The sequence below is a fragment of the Kitasatospora sp. NPDC001132 genome (assembly GCF_053598415.1).
This window is the reverse complement of sequence record NZ_JBSFKF010000003.1, coordinates 292,156-308,825: the sequence shown is the minus strand read 5'-3', so window position 1 is coordinate 308,825 and position 16,670 is coordinate 292,156. Positions and strand designations below refer to the sequence as shown.

The following is a 16,670-nucleotide window of genomic DNA, read 5'->3' as shown; positions in this document are numbered from 1 at the left end:
GGCTCAGCCCTTCGCGAGCTCTCCGAGGACCGCGTCCGAGAAGGCCGGCCAGGCCTCGACCGCCCACGGGCCGAAGTCCCGGTCGGTGAGCGCGACGCAGGCCACGCCGGCCCGCGGGTCCACCCACAGGAAGGTGCCGGACTGGCCGAAGTGCCCGAAGGTCCCGGGGGAGTTGGCGGAGCCGGTCCAGTGCGGGCTCTTGCCGTCGCGGATCTCGAAGCCGAGGCCCCAGTCGTTCGGGCGCTGGTGGCCGTAGCCGGGCAGCACGCCGCTGGTGCCGGGGAAGGCGACCTCGCGGGTGGCCCGCAGGACGGTGGACGGGTCCAGCAGCTTGGGTGCCTGCAGCTCGGCGGCGAACCGGGCGAGGTCGGCGACGGTGGACAGGCCGCCGGCGCCGGCCGGGGACTTGTGCGCGGTGTGGATCAGGGTGTCCGTCATGCCCAGCGGCTCGAACACCGCCTCGGCGGCGTAGCGGGAGAACTCGATCCCGGCGGCCTCGGACAGCGCCCGGGCCAGCGCGTCGAAGCCCGCGTTGGAGTAGAGCCGGCGCTTGCCGGGCTCACCGAACACCCGGTCCTCGTCGAAGCCCAGGCCGGAAGTGTGCGCGAGCAGGTGGCGGACGGTCGCCCCGGGCGGCCCGGCCGGGTCGTCCAGCTCGAACACGCCCTCCTCGACGGCGACCAGCGCCGCGTACGAGGTGAGCAGCTTGGTGACCGAGGCGAGCGGGAACAGGTGCTGCTGCGGCCCGTGCGCGCCCAGCACCGCGCCGTCCGCCCCCCGGACCACGGCCGCCGCGGCATGGGGCACCGGCCAGTTCTCGATCATCCGCAAGCTCTCCATGGGCCCGACTCTAGTCGCCGGGAAATCCGCCGGAGAAGGTGGTGGCGGAGCCACCCGGGTAGCGGCTTGCTTGGAGTGCACTCGAACTCGGTAGCGTCGTTCACGTCGCACAGGACAGGGGGGACGAGCGATGGCCACACCCGAACGCGTCGAGATCGACCTGCGCAGCTGCTCCGAGGTGTTCAGCAGCCCCGCCGGCGATCCGGACCGCTCGCCGCGGCACACCATCAGCGAGGTCGCCGCGGCCAGCGGACTGACCGCCCACACCCTGCGCTGGTACGAGCGGATCGGCCTGCTGGACCCGGTCGGCCGGGCCGCGGGGGGCCGGCGCCGCTACTGCGACGCCGACCTGCACCGGCTGGCCTTCCTGGGCAGGCTGCGGCTGACCGGCATGTCCGTGGCGGACATGCTCAAGTACGTGGACATGGCCCGCCAGGGCGAGCGGACCTACGAGGACCGGCGGCTGCTCCTGGAGGCTCAGCGTGAGGAGGTCCGGCAGCGGATCGTGGACCTCCAGGCCACCCTCGCCGTCCTCGACTACAAGATCGATCTCTATGCCGGGAAGGTCGCCGACGGCACCGGTGCCCCGGTCCAATGCCAGAACATCCGTGTAGAGGAAGAGCAGAGCGCATGACTCAGACCGTCCTTCCCACCGTCGAACTCGGCACCGGAGGCCCGCTGGTGGGCGTCCAGGGCCTCGGCTGCATGGGCATGAGCGAGTTCTACGGCCACACCGACACCGGTGAGGCGCTCGCCACCCTGGACGCCGCGCTGGAGGCGGGCGTCACCCTCTTCGACACCGCCGACATGTACGGCTCCGGCCGCAACGAGGAGCTGATCGGCCCCTTCGTCCGGGCCAACCGGGACAAGGTGGTGCTCGCCACCAAGTTCTCCATCGTGCGCTCCGCGCAGGACGCCTCCGTCCGCGGCATCCGCAACGACCCGGAGTACATCCGGACCGCGGTCGACGCCTCGCTGCGCCGCCTCGGCGTCGACGTGATCGACCTGTACTACATGCACCGCCGCGACCCGGCCGTGCCGCTGGCCGACTCGGTCGGCGCCATGGCCGAGCTGGTGAAGGCCGGCAAGGTGCGCCACCTCGGCCTGTCCGAGGTGACCGGGGCGGAGCTGCGCGAGGCGCACGCGGTCCACCCGATCGCCGCGCTGCAGTCCGAGTGGTCGGTGTTCGCCCGCGACGTCGAGCGCACGGCGGTGCCGGCCGCCGCGGAGCTGGGCGTCGCCTTCGTGCCGTACTCGCCGCTCGGGCGCGGGTTCCTGACCGGCGCCTTCCAGAACGCCGAGGAGCTCCCGGCGGACGACTTCCGGCGGAACTTCCCGCGCTTCACCGGCGACAACGCCGCTGCCAACGGCGAACTGCTCGCCCCGCTGCGGGAGATCGCGGCGGCCCACGGCGTGACGCTCGCCCAGGTCGCGCTGGCCTGGGTGCACCAGCGGGCCGAGGTGCACGGGCTGGCCGTGGTGCCGATCCCGGGCACCCGCAAGCGCAGCCGGCTCGCCGAGAACACCGCGGCGGCGACGCTGCGGCTGACCGCCGAGGAGCTGGCGCTGCTGGAGCCGGTGGCCGGCCGGGTGGCGGGCAACCGCTACGCGGACATGAGCTCGACCTCGGCCGCGCGCGAGTAGCCGGACGCCGACGGCCGGGCGGGGCCGGGGCGTCCGTTCGGCGCTCCCGGCCCCGCCCGTCGGGTTCAGACCGTACGGCCGGTCCAGGCGGCCAGCCGGGTGTGCACGTCGGCGTCCTCGGCGACCGGCCGGACGGCGGCGAACGGGACGCCCGGCACCCGCCGTTCGGCCGGCAGCGCGGACTCGGCGATGCCCAGCGCGGTCCGCGCCAGGTCGTCGTCCAGGGCGAAGCCGTTGTCCAGGGCGACGGCGATGTCCCAGGAGTGGGTCACCAGTTCCATCAGGTAGCCGCCCACCGCCGCCGCGCCGGGCACCTCGCCCCAGGGGACGACGGTCGGGCGGCCGAGCTTGGCGTCGTCCGCCCAGGCGGCGGTCACCCGGGCCCGGGCGCGGCCCAGCGCGGCCGGCCAGCCCTCGTCCGAGGGGTCCTCGATGGCGGCCACGACGTCCCGGGCGTTGCCGCCCTCGCCCAGGTAGGCGAACCGGTGGACGCCGCCGACCACGTGGTTCAGCAGCTCGCGCAGGGTGAACTCGGGGCAGGGCGTGGGCCGTTCGAGGTCGGCCGGGGTGATCGTGGCGAACAGCTTCTCCAGCTGGTCGAGGGCGCTGCGGTACTGCGGTCGGGCATCCTGGACGGCGGTCATCCGCGCTCAACTCCCTGGTGTCGGGTGGTTCTTCGGGCTCGGAACGCAATCTCCCAGTAAAACCTGACAACTGCCGTCAGGGTTACTGGGATTCTTGGTGCATGAAGGCCGACCGCCTGCTCTCGATCCTCCTGCTGCTCCAGACCCGCGGCCAGGTGTCCGCCACCGAACTCGCCGAGCGGCTGGAGGTGTCCGTGCGCACCATCTACCGCGACGTCGAGTCGCTCTCCGCCGCCGGGGTGCCGGTGTTCACCGAACGCGGGCGGCACGGCGGCATCGGCCTGCTGCCCGGCTACCGCACCGACGTCACCGGCCTGACCGCGGACGAGGCCAGGGCGCTGTTCGTGCTCTCCGCCCAGGGCGCGCACAGCGACCTCGGGCTGGACGGCGCGCTCGGCTCGGCGCTGCGCAAGGTGATGGCCGCGCTGCCGGCCCCGCACCGGCCCGGCGCCGAGCGGATCAGCGAGCGGATCCTGGTCGACCCGGCCCGCTGGATGCAGACCCCCGGCGCGGCCGGCCCCGCCGCCGGGCCGGACCTCGGCGAACTGCAGTACGCCGTCTTCGCGGACCGGCGGCTGCGGCTGTGCTACCGGCACGGCGGCACGCCCGCGCCGGTGGAGTACACCGTCGACCCGTACGGGCTGGTGAGCAAGGCCGCGGTCTGGTACCTGGTGGCCGACCTGCACGGCGAGCCGCGGCTGTTCCGGGCCGACCGGGTGCTGGCCGCCGAGACCACCGAGGAGGCGGTGCGGCGCCGGGCCGGGGTCGGGCTCGGCGACGTCTGGGCGGTGCTGCGCGAGCAGGTGGAGCGGCTGCCGAAGGACGTGCCGGTGCGGGTGCGGGTCCGGCGCGGACGGCTGGACATGTTCCTGCGCATCCACGGCGGCCGCGTCACCGCCCCGCCGCCGGAGCCGGGCGCGGGGCCGGCCGAGGAGTGGGTCGAGGTGGCGATGGCCTTCCCGGCCCCGGCGGCCGTCCGGTCGCTGCTGGCCTTCGGGGCGGAGGTCGAGGTGCTGGCCCCGCCGGCCGCCCGGCGGGAGCTGGCCCGGGCGGCGGCGGACGCCCTGCGGCTGTACCAGGAGCAGGGTGCCTAGGCGCCGGGCCCCTACTGGTTGGGGTTCGGCCGGAGCACGTCCTGGTAGTGGCCGAGCGAGATCGCCGCGAAGTTGTGCAGGCTGTCGGTGCCCTCGCCGAAGTAGCCGTTGTGGCCGACCGCGCGGGCCGAGGAGATCTGCTCGGATCCGAAGTCGCTCGCCGTCGGGTCGGCGCCGTGGCCGAGCCCGCCGACCTCCAGGAACGGCACGTTGCCGATCCAGTCGCTGGGGTTGCGGGTGGCCCAGACGTGCACGCCGGCGCCCAGCTCGGTGGTGCTCTGCACGCCCATGCCCGGGCTGCCGAAGACCATCAGGTCGGTGACGCCGGAGGTGTCGGACGGCGAGGCGGCCGCACGCGGGATGTCCGGAGCGGCGGTGCCGCAGACCACCGAGCCGTACGAGTGGCAGAGCAGCGACGGCGGCGCGTCCGGCCGGGTGGTCTCCTTGAGTCCGGCGAGCAGCCGCTCCAATCGGGGGGCGGCGACGTCGGCGAGCCGGGAGGTGGCCGCGTCCGGGCCGAGGCCGGAGGGGGTGACGTAGCCGGTCCAGGAGATCACGGCGGTCCGGGTGCCCGGCGCCTGGTGCCGCTCCTCGGCGTACAGGGCGCGGGCCATCCCGGCCGGGGAGCGCAGCGGATCGGCGGCCTGGTCGTGGTGGCCGAGGTCGGCGTCCGAGCCGGGGACGAGCACGGAGATCCGCTCGGCGTCGGCGAGGTCGCCCCACACCTCGGTGACCAGGCCGCGGCCGCGCGGGTCGAAGGCCAGGACCTGCCGGTCCGGGGCGAGCAGGTGCTCGACGTCGTTGGCGCGGGAGACGGCCAGCGCGCGGGCGTCGGAGTCCAGCTTGCGGTCCGCGGCGCGGGCCCGGGCCTGGTCGCGCTCGGCGGCCAGGGCGATCCGGTTGGCGCGGTAGCGCAGGTCCAGCGGAGCGCCGTCGTAGTTGCCGACGACCAGCGGGTAGTCCTGGATCAGCCGGTCCAGTTCGGTGGGCGCGAGCGAGGCGAAGAACGCCGCGGCGGCGGCCGGCGTGGTGGTGGCCGGGTCGGGCAGGGAGCGGCCGAAGGAGTGGTCCTGGATCCAGGCGGCGCTGCCGGCCGGAGGCGTGGAGATCGCCAGCTGTTCGGAGGAGACCGCGGCCGCGGCGGCGGAGGCTCCGGCGTCGGCGAGCACCGCGCAGCCGGCGAACGCCCCGATCAGTACCCGCTTCCAGCGTCGACGGTTGCGCACCGCACCAACTCCCTTGGGGCCCGTCACCGTTTCGCGGGCGGTGCCCGGAGGGTGCGATGGTTCTGCTGACTTCCCTGCGCAAGCCTAGGGGGCCCGAAGGGGCGGCGGGAACGCCTAAACTGTGGGATGGATCACATGAACCGGGGGTGTCCTCACGGCGTCTCCCAGTGGTTCGGACGGTGCGTGCGGCCGGGTGCCCCAGAGGCCGGCGGGGTGGCGCTCAGGCGTCGAACCCGCGCACCAGGCGCTTCGGCGCCGTCCGCCGCCAGGCCTCGGTGACCAGGTCGTGCAGCTCGTCCCGGTCCACCAGGTCCAGCCGGACGCTCACCCAGCCGTGGCGCCCGACGTACGGGGCGGAGGAGAACACCTCGGGCTCGGCGGCGAGCAGTTCGGCCTGGTCCTCGGGGGAGGCCTTCACACTGACGCGCTCCCCGTCGGGTGCGCCCATCGCGAAGATCCGGCCGCGGACCCGCAGCGTCTCGATGTCCCAGGTCGGCTCCTGGACGGCCTCGGGCAGGGCCAGAGCCATCGCGCGGAACTCGTCGAACGTCACCATGGCGGCAGGGTAGGGCAGGGCACCGACAGCGCGCCCCCGGCGCGCGGCACGGCGCACCGGGGGCGGCTCACGCCTGGCGCGCCGTCACACCACGCCCAGCGCGTACGCGGCGAACAGCGCCGCCGCTGCCCCGGCCACCGCCTTGCCGCCCCGGGAGAAGGCCGTCCACGGGCCGTCGAACCGGCGGGTGAACCAGCCGACCGCCACCAGTACGGCGCCGAACAGCGGCAGCAGCGCCAGCCGGGCGGCCACCCAGCCGAGCGAGTCCGGCGCGGTGGTCAGGCCCGGGACGGCGCCCAGGACGGCCGCGCCCGGCACCGCGACCGCGAGCATCGCGCTCTGGTGCCAGCAGAAGACCGTCATCGCCGACAGGTTGACCACCACGACCGGCAGCCACAGCAGCGGGCGGCGGGTCAGCAGCCGGCCCAGCCGCTCCCGCAGCAGCACCGCGGCGCCGCACTGGAACGCGGCCAGGGCGAGCACCAGCAGGGACGGCGGGTGCGAGTTGGTCCGCGCGGCCCCGGGCACACCGACCATGCTGGCCGGGTAGTGGAAGACCAGCAGCAGTGCGGCGAACAGCGCGCCGCCGCCGAGCAGCAGCACCCGGGCCGCCGGGCGGCCGAGCCGGCCCTGTGCCCAGAGCACGCCCAGCTGGTAGCCGAACAACCAGCCCGGCAGGATGTTCAGCAGCGCCACCCAGGACGGCACCGCCCCGGCCCACGGCCCGTACCGCAGCAGGTCGACGGCGGCGACCACGACCACCGGCAGGCCCGCCGACCAGCCGCCGAGCCGGCGCCCGGCGGCCACGCAGAGCGGGGTGAGCGCGGTCAGCCCCAGGTAGACGGCGATGTACCAGAGCGGCTGCACCACCAGGGTGGCGCCGGTGCGCAGGGTGTCCGCGGGGACGCCGAGCGCGGGCAGCAGCGGGACCAGCGCCGCCCAGACGGCCGCCACCCCGAGCACCGGGCGCAGCAGCCGGACGGTCCGGGCCCACAGCCAGTCGCGGGTCCGCAGGCCCTTGGCCCGGGCGCGCTCCAGCGAGCGGACCGAGGAGTGGCCGCCGACCAGGAAGAACACCCCGAGCATCTGGAGCACCCAGCTGAGCGGGGCGAAGAAGCCGAGGGTGGAGAGCGGGCTGGCGTTGTGCAGGGCGCCGTCGGGGGTGCGGGTGAAGCCGCCGAGCATCCAGTGCCCGACGGGTACGGCGAGCAGGGCCAGGGCGCGCAGCCCGTCCAGGGCGCGGTCGCGGTCGGCCGGGGTCTTCGCGTCGACGCGGGCGGCGGCGCGGCGCAGGGCGGTGAGCGGGCTGGGGGTGGTGGTGCCGGCCATGGCGTGGTGTTCCTTCCGGTGCGGGCGGTCAGGCGCGGCCGAGCGCGAGGTCGGCGTAGGCGGCGAGGGAGGCGGTGCCGGGGGCGAAGTAGCCGGTGTGGCCGTGGGATCCGGTCGCGGGCAGCGGGCGGGCCCCGAAGCCGGGGGTGGTCGGGTCGGCGCCGTGGCCGAGGCCGAACAGCCGGACGTTGGGCACCTCGCCGATCCAGTCGGAGCCGTTGCGGGCGGTGGCCCAGAGCGGGACGCCGGGGTCGAGGTCGGCGGCCGAGTCGACGCCCATGCCGGGCGAGCCGAGCACCACCACGCCGGAGGCCTGCGCGGGCGTGGGGCGGGCCAGGCCGCAGACCACGGAGCCGTAGCTGTGGCAGAACACGGTGGGCGGGGCCTGCGGGCGGGTGGTGACGGCGAGTCCGTCGAGCAGCCGGGTGAGGCGCGGGGCGCCGGCCCGGGCCAGGTCCTCGGTGGCGGCGTCCGGGCCGAGGCCGAGCGGGGTGGTGTAGCCGGCCCAGGCGATCACGGCGGTCTGCCCGCCGGTGGCGTCCAGGAGGGCGCGGGCCATGCCGGCGGGGGTGCCGTACGGGTCGGAGGCGCGGTCGAAGCGGAGCAGGTCGATGTCCGAGCCGGGGACGATCACGGCGGTGCGGCGGGCGGTGGCGAGGTCGCCGTACACCTCGGCGACCTGGCCGCGGCCGCGCGGGTCGAAGGCGAGGACCTGGCGGCCGCCGTCCAGCAGGGCGCGGTAGCGCTCGGCCCGGGTGCGGGCGGCCGCGTGGTCCTGCGGGGTGAGTGCGGGGTCGGCGGCCCGGGCGAGTTCGCGGGTGCGTTCGGCGGCCAGGGCGAGGGCGTTGGCCCGGTACCGGAGGGCGATCGGGGCGCCGTCCAGGTTGCCGACCACCAGCGGGTGCCGGGCGGCCAGGGCCTCCTGCGTGGCCGGGGCCAACCCGGCGAAGAACGCGGCGACCAGGGCCGGGGCGGCGGTGGCCGGGTCGGGCGGCCGCACGCCGAGCGAGGTGTCGGCGGTCCAGGCGGCGCTGCCGGGCGGCGGGCCGGTGACGGGGGTCTGGGTGTCGGCGGCCCAGCCGCCCGTGCCGAGCGCCACCGCCAGTGCCAGTGCGGTGGCGGCGATCGCCCGTCTGGTCCGGAACCTGCGCATGTCCGTGCTCCCCCTCGTCGGCGCGGCCGCCGAGTCGGTTCGGCGTCCGGTGGAGAGGAAGGTAGGAACGCGACGGCCCCGCGGACGTCACACCGCGGGGCCAACTCCCGGGTGCTACCCGGGTATCAGGGGGCCCGCCCGAGCGGGCGGGCGCGGGCTACTGACCCGGTGTCACCAGGCCCGACTCGTAGGCCAGGACGACCGCCTGGGCGCGGTCGCGCAGGCCGAGCTTGGCGAGGATCCGCCCGATGTGCGTCTTGACGGTCTGCTCGGCGAGCACCAGTCCGGCGGCTATCTCCTGGTTGGACAGGCCGCGGGCGATCAGCTCCAGCACCTCGGTCTCGCGCGGGGTCAGGCCGTTGAGCCGCACCTTGGGGTCGCGGCGCTTCGCCGGGCGGGTGCGGGCGAAGTCCTCGATCAGCCGGCGGGTCACCGAGGGGGCGAGCAGCGCCTCGCCGGCGGCGACCACCCGGACCGCGGCGATCAGGTCGGCCGGCGGGGCGTCCTTGAGCAGGAAGCCGCTGGCCCCGGCGCGCAGCGCCTCGTACACGTAGTCGTCCACGTCGAAGGTGGTCAGCATCAGCACCTTGGGCCGGTGGGCGCCGGGCACCTCGGGGTCGAGCAGCCGCCGGGCCGCCTCCAGGCCGTCCATGACGGGCATCCGGACGTCCATCAGCACCACGTCCGGGTGGGTGCGGCCGTTGACCTCCAGGGCCTGGGCGCCGTCCGCCGCGTCCCCCACCACGTCGATGTCGCTCTGGGCGTTGAGCAGGGCCGCGAAGCCGGCGCGCACCATGGCCTGGTCGTCGACGATGATCACGCGGATGGTCATGCGGTGGTCTCCCGGGGGGTGTCGGGGCTGTCGGGGCGGTCGAGGGGCAGGGCGGCGGCCACCTTGAAGCCGCCGTCCGGCAGCGGACCGGTGTCCAGCCTGCCACCGACCAGCCGGACGCGTTCGCGCATTCCGACCAGCCCCTGCCCGGTGCCCTCCACAGAGGCCTCCAGCGACTCGGTGTGTTGCGGCGGGGGCGCGTTGACCACCGTCACCAGCAGCGCCGGGCCGTCCGTGGTCAACGAGACCCAGGTCCGCGCGCCGGGGGCGTGTCGCACCACGTTGGCCAGCGCCTCCTGCACGATCCGGTACGCGGACAGCCCGACGGCCTGCGGCACCAGGTCCGCCAGGTCCGCCGCGTCCGGCTCCAGGGTCAGTTCGGCCGGCACCCCGGCCCGGCCCACCGTCTCGACCAGCTGGGCCAGTTGGCCGACCCCGGGCTGGGGCGCCTTGTCCCCGCCGGACTCCTCGCTGCGCAGCACGCCGAGCAGCCGGCGCATCTCGGCCAGCGACTCGCGGGCGGTGCCGGCTATCGCGGTGAACTCCTCGGCGGCCTCGTCCGGTACGCCGCCGATCCGGTACGGCGCGCTGGCCGCCTGCACCGCGATGACCGACATGTGGTGGGCCACCACGTCGTGCAACTCCCGTGCGATCCGGGCGCGTTCCTCCAGCAGCGTGCGGCGTTCGCGTTCGACCTCGCTGATCTGCTCCTGCTCGGTGAGCAGTCTGCGGGCCACGGCGCGGTCCCGGACGGCCCAGCCGAGCAGCAGCGCGGCGCCGCTGAGCGCGATCAGCAGCACGGTGGTGCCGTCGCCGGGCCGGGGCAGGCCGAGGGTGGTGGTGACCACGGTGAGCAGGACGGTGGCGACCCAGACCGAGACCAGGGTGGCCCGGCTCTCCCGCAGCGCGAGGGCGAGCAGCAGGAAGACGTACGCGATGATCATCGGAGCCGTCCACGGCCAGCTGCCCATCGCCTGGTGGTGGCGGGCGGTGATGGCGGCGGTGGCGACCAGGCTGGCGGCGCTGATCCACCAGGCGGCCAGCGGCCGGGTGACGGCGAGGAACAGCGGCGTGGTCTGGGCGACGGTCAGCGCGCCGGCCACCGGCACCGCCAGGTCGTAGAAGTCGACCAGGTTGACGATCCCGGTGGGGATCAGCGAGGCCTGCAGGACGATCACGGCGATGTACGGGAGCCGGCGCACCCAGCGCCGGCGGGAGTCCCCGAGCAGCGGGGTGTGGTCCTCGCTCGGGGTGGTCAGGTGGTGCCGCAGGGTGCGCAGTTGGCGCAGCGCGAATCCGCGGCCGTCGGCTCTGGTGGGCGTCTTCATCGGGGGCCACCCTAGGCGGCCGGGCCCGTGTCGGGCGTCGGACTGGAGCGCGAACTTCCGGGTGGTACCGGGGTATCGGGTGATACCCCGGTATGACGGGCGGGGCCCGGGCGGTGCCTACGGGTGGGTGGTTGCCACGGGTGGGTGGTGCTACGGGCGCCAGTGGCCGGCCAGGGCGGGGCCGAGCTGGTCGAAGTAGCGCTCGATCACCGCGACCATGCCCTCGGGGCCGGCCGGCTCGCGCTCGACGCTCCAGGCCAGGTGGGCCGAGCGCAGCAGGCTGGCGAAGACGGCGGCGAGCACGGCCGGGCGCAGGTCCTCGGCCGGGTCCAGGCCCTCGCGTTCGGCGAGCACCTGGATCACCACCTGCTCCTGCTCGGTGACCCGGCGCAGGTGGGCGGCGAGCAGCGGGGGCGTCTCCTCGATCATCCGCATGAGTTCGAGGGCGCTGTGGATCGAGTCGGGGCCGGAGGCCTCCGCGCTGCCGAGGTCGAGCCAGGCCTTGACGATCGCGGCGCGCAGGGCCTGGAGCGGGGTCTCCTCGGCCGGCCGGCGGCGCAGGCACTCGATGAAGTAGTCCTCGGCCACGGCCATCACGGCGAGCGCGACCTCGTCCTTGTTGGCGAAGTAGCGGAAGAAGGTGCGCTGGGAGACGTCGACGGCGGAGGCGATCTCGTCGACGGTCGTGTGGGCGAAGCCCTGCCGGAGGAAGAGCACGTGGGCGGCCTGGATCAGGGCGTCCCGGGTCTGCTGCTTCTTGCGCTCGCGCAGCCCCGGTGTGCGGGCGGGGCCCTCCGGGGCGTCGGTGGTGCGGGGGGCGTGAGCGGCCATGGCGGGGGCCTTCCGGAGCGCGGGGTGTGGCGGGTGGGAGCACAACCTTAGCGCTCTGACAAATGTCAGTGCTGGTCAGAAGTCATTGTTTGCCGTATGTCAGAGGCTGACATAATCTGCCGAGGTGGCGCCCGTCGGGCCGGGGCACCTGTGGGGACGGGTGGGCCGGGGCGCCACGACCACGTCCTGAACCGAGCCACGCCCCCGGAGGGCCCAGATGAGCCAGTCCGTCGTGAAGAACTCCGAGGCGGACGCACCGCCGCCGCCGAATCCACCGTCGGGGGGCGGCCTCAAGGGGCACCCCTGGCTGACCCTGCTGACCGTCGCGGTCGGCGTCATGATGGTCGCGCTGGACGGCACGATCGTCGCCATCGCCAACCCGGTGATCCAGGAGAAGCTGCACGCGGCGCCCTCCGAGATCCAGTGGGTCACCAGCGGCTACCTGCTGGCCCTGGCGGTCTTCCTGATCACCGCCGGCAAGATCGGTGACCGCTTCGGCCACAAGACCACCTTCCTGGTCGGCGCGGTGGGCTTCGCCGCCACCTCGGCCGCGATCGGCTTCGCCGGCAACATCCAGACCGTGATCGCCTTCCGGGTGCTCCAGGGCCTGTTCGGCGCGCTGCTCCAGCCGGCCGCGCTCGGCCTGCTGCGCGGGGCCTTCCCGGCCGAGAAGCTCAACATGGCGATCGGCATCTGGGGCGGCGTGATCGGCGCCTCCACCGCGGCCGGCCCGATCGTCGGCGGCCTGCTGGTCGAGCACGTCAACTGGGAGTCGGTGTTCTTCATCAACATCCCGGTCGGCCTGATCGCGCTGGCGCTGGGCCTGTGGATCCTCAGGGACGTCCGGGCCGAGAACGCCGCCAAGTCCTTCGACCTGCCCGGCATCGCGCTGCTCTCGGTGGGGATGTTCGCGCTGGTCTTCGGCATCATCAAGGCCCCCGAGTGGGGCTGGGGCGACACCAGGACGCTGCTGTTCCTGGGCGGCGCGGTGGTCCTGATGGTGCTGTTCGCGCTCTGGCAGGGCCGGGCGAAGGAGCCGCTGATCCCGCTCGGCCTGTTCCGCTCGGTGCCGCTGTCGGCGGGCGTGCTGCTGATGGTGCTGATGGCCTTCGCGTTCTTCGGCGCGATCTTCTTCGTGACCTTCTACCTCCAGAACGTGCACGGGATGAAGCCGGTCGAGGCCGGCGTCCACCTGCTGCCGATGACCGGCATGATGATCGTCGGCTCGCCGCTGGCCGGCATCGCGATCGGCAAGCTGGGCCCGCGCATCCCGATCGTGGCCGGCATGCTGATCACCACCACCGCGATGTACGGCATGTCCACCCTGGACACCGGCTCCGGCAACGGCGTGATGTCGCTCTGGTTCGTCCTGATGGGCCTCGGCATCAGCCCGGTCATGGTCGGCGCCACCGAGGTGATCGTCGGCAACGCCCCGCTGGAGCTCTCCGGCGTGGCCGGCGGCCTCCAGCAGGCCGCGATGCAGGTCGGCGGCAGCCTCGGCACCGCCGTGCTGGGCGCGCTGATGGCCGCGAAGGTCGGCGACGTGCTGCCGGGCAACTGGGCCAAGGCCGGCCTGCCGCCGGTCGAGGGCGCGGCGGGCGAGGGCCTCAAGCAGGCCGCCCAGCTCGGCATCGCCCCGCCGGCCCCGGCCGGCACCCCGCAGCAGGCGGTGGACGCGATGGCCGGCGCCGTCCACGAGTCCTTCGTGAGCGGCATGTCGCTCGCCTTCGCGGTGGCCGCCGTGGTGGCCTTCGGCGCCGCCGTGCTCGGCCTGCTCACCCGCCGCGGCACCACCGACGCGGGCCCGGCCGTGCACATCTGACGGGCTCCCCGACGCCGCAACGCCACGGCCCCGGACTCCTCGGAGTCCGGGGCCGTCGTGGTGCTCGCGCGGGCCCGGGGCCACACCGGGGTGCGGGGCGGGTCCGCGGCGCACGCCGAAGGGCCGGACCCCGTGCGGGAGTCCGGCCCCTCAGTGCCTACGGGCTGATCAGGCGTCGCCGCCGGCGGCACCCGGGTCGGCCGCGGCCACGTCCAGCAGCTGGTAGCGGTCGATCGCGTCCTTCAGCGCCGAGCGGTCGATCCTGCCCTGCTTGGCGAGCTCGGTGAGCACCGCCAGGACGACCGACTGCGCGTCGATGTGGAAGAAGCGACGGGCCGCGCCACGGGTGTCGGCGAAGCCGAAGCCGTCGGCGCCCAGCGACTGGTACTGGCCCGGCACCCAGCGGGCGATCTGGTCCGGCACCGCGCGCATCCAGTCGGACACCGCGACGACCGGGCCCTCGGAGCCCTGGAGCTTCTGGGTGACGTACGGCACCCGCTGCTGCTCCTCGGGGTGCAGCAGGTTGAACTCCTCGGCCTCCACCGCGTCGCGGCGCAGCTCGTTCCAGGAGGTCGCGGACCAGACGTCGGCCTTGACGTTCCACTCCTCGGCGAGGATGCGCTGGGCCTCCAGGGCCCACGGCACGGCCACGCCGGAGGCGAGGATCTGGGCCGGGATCTGGCCGGCGGTGCCCGGCGCGTACTTGTGCAGACCCTTGAGGATGCCCTCGACGTCCACGTTCTCGGGCTCGGCCGGCATCTTGATCGGCTCGTTGTAGACGGTGAGGTAGTAGAACACGTCCTCGCCGTGCGGGTGTTCGGCGCTGGAGCCGTACATCCGGCGCAGACCGTCCTGGACGATGTGCGCGATCTCGAAGCCGTACGCCGGGTCGTAGGCCACGACGCCCGGGTTGGTCGAGGCCAGCAGGTGCGAGTGGCCGTCGGCGTGCTGCAGGCCCTCACCGGTCAGCGTGGTGCGGCCGGCGGTGGCACCCAGCACGAAGCCGCGGGCCAGCTGGTCGGCCATCTGCCAGAACTGGTCGCCGGTGCGCTGGAACCCGAACATCGAGTAGAAGACGTACACCGGGATCAGCGGCTCGCCGTGGGTGGCGTAGGACGAGCCGGCGGCGATCAGCGAGGCGGTGCAGCCCGCCTCGGAGATGCCGTCGTGGAGCATCTGGCCGGTCGGCGACTCCTTGTAGGCGAGGAGGAGGTCCCGGTCGACCGACTCGTAGGTCTGGCCGAGCGGGTTGTAGATCTTCGCCGACGGGAAGAGCGAGTCCATGCCGAAGGTGCGGTACTCGTCCGGCGCGATCGGCACGAAGCGGTTGCCGATGCCCTTGTCCCGCATGAGGTCCTTGAGCAGCCGGACGAACGCCATGGTGGTGGCGATGGTCTGGTTGCCGGAACCCTTCTTGACCGCCTTGTACGCGTCGTCGCCGGGCAGCTCCAGCTTCCGCGGGCGGACCTTGCGGGTCGGCACGTAGCCGCCGAGCTCCTCCCGGCGGTCGTGCATGTACTGGATCTCCTCCGAGTCGCGGCCCGGGTGGTAGTACGGCGGCAGGCCGTCCTCGAGCTGCTTGTCGGTGATCGGCAGGTGCAGCCGGTCGCGGAAGCGCTTCAGGTCCTCGACCGTCAGCTTCTTCATCTGGTGGGTGGCGTTGCGGCCCTCGAAGTTGGGGCCCAGCGTCCAGCCCTTGACCGTCTGGGCGAGGATGACCGTCGGCTGGCCCTTGTGCTCGCGGGCCGCCTTGAACGCCGCGTAGATCTTCTTGTGGTCATGGCCGCCGCGACCCAGGTGCTGGATCTGCTGGTCGGACATGTTCTCGACCATGGCGCGCAGGCGCAGGTCGCCGCCGAAGAAGTGCTCGCGGATGTACGCGCCGGACTCGGTGGCGTAGGTCTGGAACTGGCCGTCCACCGTGGTGTTCAGCTTGTTCACCAGGACGCCGTCGCGGTCCTGCGCGAGCAGCGGGTCCCAGCTGCGGTCCCAGATGAGCTTGATCACGTTCCAGCCGGCGCCCCGGAACTGGGACTCCAGCTCCTGGATGATCTTGCCGTTGCCGCGGACCGGGCCGTCCAGGCGCTGCAGGTTGCAGTTGACCACGAAGGTCAGGTTGTCCAGGCCCTCGCGGGCGGCCAGGGACAGCTGGCCGAGCGACTCGGGCTCGTCCATCTCGCCGTCGCCGAGGAAGGCGTAGACCTGCGAGTCGGAGGTGTCCTTGATGCCGCGGTGCTCCAGGTAGCGGTTCATCCGGGCCTGGTAGATCGCGCCGAGCGGGCCGAGGCCCATCGAGACGGTCGGGAACTCCCAGAAGTCCGGCATCAGCCGCGGGTGCGGGTAGCTGGAGAGGCCGTAAGGCGCCTTCGACTTCTCCTGGCGGAACGCGTCGAGCTGCTGCTCGGACAGTCGGTCCAGCAGGAAGGCGCGGGCGTAGATGCCGGGGGAGGCGTGGCCCTGGAAGAAGACCTGGTCGCCGGACTCGCCCTCGGCGTCCTTGCCGCGGAAGAAGTAGTTGAAGCCGACGTCGTACAGCGACGCGGAGGAGGCGAAGGTGGCGATGTGGCCACCGACGCCGATGCCCGGGCGCTGGGCCCGGGAGACCATGACGGCCGCGTTCCACCGGGTCGCGTTGAGGATCTTGCGCTCGATCTCCTCGTTGCCGGGGAAGAACGGTTCGTCCTTGGTCGCGATGGTGTTGACGTAGTCCGTGCTGCGCATCTCGGGCACGGCGACACGCTTCTCGCGGGCGCGCTCGATCAGCCGCAGCATCAGGTAACGGGCGCGCTCACGCCCCCGCTCGTCGATGGCCGCATCGAGCGACTCCAGCCATTCCGCGGTCTCCTCGGGATCGAAGTCCGGGACCTGACTCGGAAGGCCGCCAATGATGATCGGGTTGCGATCGGATCCGGAAGCCACGCTGTTCCTTCACTGTCGGTCGAAACTGAGGTGTGTCGCGCCGCCTCCATCGTGCTACCGCGCTCGGAGATCCGTCATCTCTACCGATCGGTAACCGTTCCGCCCGGTGGGCGGTCCGGTCTGGTGGTGCGCGGTGCGGGCGTCTTCGTCCGCTCCGCACACCCCCGGGTGTTACGAAAAGAGGTGGTCCGACCTGGTGTCCCGTCCGCCCGATGGCGGGCGGCCGGGGTGAGGGCCAACAGGAGACTCTACGCCCGCGCACGCGCGGACCCGAATGCCGTTCGCATCTCGGTCGTGCGTACGGCCTGTGGGCCAGGACCACCCGAAGCATCCTCGGCCCATGCAGAAAAGGGCAAATCGGTGTGATTCCCGCCACGCCGCGCGGCGTGTCCCGCTGCGACACGTCAACCTTTGGAGGGGATCGGGGGTCGGGTACTTGCGCGAACCGCCGC

At 73.7% G+C, this 16,670-nt stretch carries 14 protein-coding genes; 4 read left to right on the top strand and 10 right to left on the bottom strand.

Annotated features, from left to right (window positions below; translation table 11 throughout):
• Window positions 1-3: 3 nt before the first annotated feature.
• Window positions 4-840: a serine hydrolase domain-containing protein gene (locus tag ACWDBE_RS05980; RefSeq protein ID WP_449789152.1), complete on the bottom strand. Its 837-nt coding sequence runs from the start codon at window positions 838-840 to the stop codon at window positions 4-6.
• Between the two features lie 130 nt (window positions 841-970).
• Here ACWDBE_RS05980 and ACWDBE_RS05975 point away from each other — a divergent pair, with 130 nt between their 5' ends.
• On the top strand, window positions 971-1,474 hold the full coding sequence (locus ACWDBE_RS05975; RefSeq protein WP_449789153.1) for a MerR family transcriptional regulator: 504 nt from the start codon (window positions 971-973) through the stop codon (window positions 1,472-1,474).
• Window positions 1,471-2,484: an aldo/keto reductase gene (locus ACWDBE_RS05970; RefSeq protein WP_449807364.1), complete on the top strand. Its 1,014-nt coding sequence runs from the start codon at window positions 1,471-1,473 to the stop codon at window positions 2,482-2,484. Before ACWDBE_RS05975 ends, ACWDBE_RS05970 begins: the two co-directional genes overlap by 4 nt.
• Window positions 2,485-2,549: 65 nt before the next feature.
• Here the strand turns inward: ACWDBE_RS05970 and ACWDBE_RS05965 are convergent, their stop codons facing one another.
• A complete protein-coding gene (locus ACWDBE_RS05965) occupies window positions 2,550-3,128 on the bottom strand; it encodes a TIGR03086 family metal-binding protein (protein ID WP_449789155.1) in 579 nt (192 codons plus the stop codon).
• A 101-nt stretch (window positions 3,129-3,229) separates the two neighbouring features.
• Between ACWDBE_RS05965 and ACWDBE_RS05960 the strand changes: the two genes are divergently transcribed.
• A complete protein-coding gene (locus tag ACWDBE_RS05960; protein ID WP_449807363.1) occupies window positions 3,230-4,222 on the top strand; it encodes a helix-turn-helix transcriptional regulator in 993 nt (330 codons plus the stop codon).
• Between the two features lie 11 nt (window positions 4,223-4,233).
• On the opposite strand, the gene ACWDBE_RS05955 is transcribed toward ACWDBE_RS05960, so the two are convergent.
• The 7 genes from ACWDBE_RS05955 to ACWDBE_RS05925 all read right to left on the bottom strand — a co-directional run bounded on the left by ACWDBE_RS05955 (window position 4,234) and on the right by ACWDBE_RS05925 (window position 11,477).
• A complete protein-coding gene (locus ACWDBE_RS05955) occupies window positions 4,234-5,448 on the bottom strand; it encodes an alpha/beta hydrolase (RefSeq protein ID WP_449789157.1) in 1,215 nt (404 codons plus the stop codon).
• A 220-nt stretch (window positions 5,449-5,668) separates the two neighbouring features.
• Window positions 5,669-6,004 carry an MmcQ/YjbR family DNA-binding protein gene (locus tag ACWDBE_RS05950; RefSeq protein ID WP_449789158.1) on the bottom strand — a complete coding sequence of 112 codons (336 nt, stop codon included), beginning with the start codon at window positions 6,002-6,004 and terminating at the stop codon, window positions 5,669-5,671.
• Between the two features lie 84 nt (window positions 6,005-6,088).
• Window positions 6,089-7,333 carry an acyltransferase family protein gene (locus ACWDBE_RS05945; RefSeq protein ID WP_449807362.1) on the bottom strand — a complete coding sequence of 415 codons (1,245 nt, stop codon included), beginning with the start codon at window positions 7,331-7,333 and terminating at the stop codon, window positions 6,089-6,091.
• A 28-nt stretch (window positions 7,334-7,361) separates the two neighbouring features.
• On the bottom strand, window positions 7,362-8,486 hold the full coding sequence (locus ACWDBE_RS05940) for an alpha/beta hydrolase (protein ID WP_449789160.1): 1,125 nt from the start codon (window positions 8,484-8,486) through the stop codon (window positions 7,362-7,364).
• Between the two features lie 157 nt (window positions 8,487-8,643).
• Complete coding sequence (locus tag ACWDBE_RS05935; protein ID WP_402409630.1) at window positions 8,644-9,318, bottom strand: response regulator; 675 nt, start codon at window positions 9,316-9,318, stop codon at window positions 8,644-8,646.
• A complete protein-coding gene (locus ACWDBE_RS05930; protein WP_449807361.1) occupies window positions 9,315-10,646 on the bottom strand; it encodes a sensor histidine kinase in 1,332 nt (443 codons plus the stop codon). The genes ACWDBE_RS05935 and ACWDBE_RS05930 overlap by 4 nt, the downstream gene beginning before the upstream one ends.
• 150 nt (window positions 10,647-10,796) lie before the next feature.
• Complete coding sequence (locus ACWDBE_RS05925) at window positions 10,797-11,477, bottom strand: TetR family transcriptional regulator (protein WP_449789162.1); 681 nt, start codon at window positions 11,475-11,477, stop codon at window positions 10,797-10,799.
• Between the two features lie 232 nt (window positions 11,478-11,709).
• Between ACWDBE_RS05925 and ACWDBE_RS05920 the strand changes: the two genes are divergently transcribed.
• Window positions 11,710-13,299: an MFS transporter gene (locus tag ACWDBE_RS05920; RefSeq protein WP_449789264.1), complete on the top strand. Its 1,590-nt coding sequence runs from the start codon at window positions 11,710-11,712 to the stop codon at window positions 13,297-13,299.
• Window positions 13,300-13,467: 168 nt separating this feature from the next.
• Here ACWDBE_RS05920 and aceE read toward each other — a convergent pair whose 3' ends face one another.
• Window positions 13,468-16,218 (bottom strand): pyruvate dehydrogenase (acetyl-transferring), homodimeric type, encoded by a 2,751-nt coding sequence (aceE, locus tag ACWDBE_RS05915; RefSeq protein WP_449789163.1) that lies wholly within the window; start codon window positions 16,216-16,218, stop codon window positions 13,468-13,470.
• Window positions 16,219-16,670 lie beyond the last annotated feature (452 nt).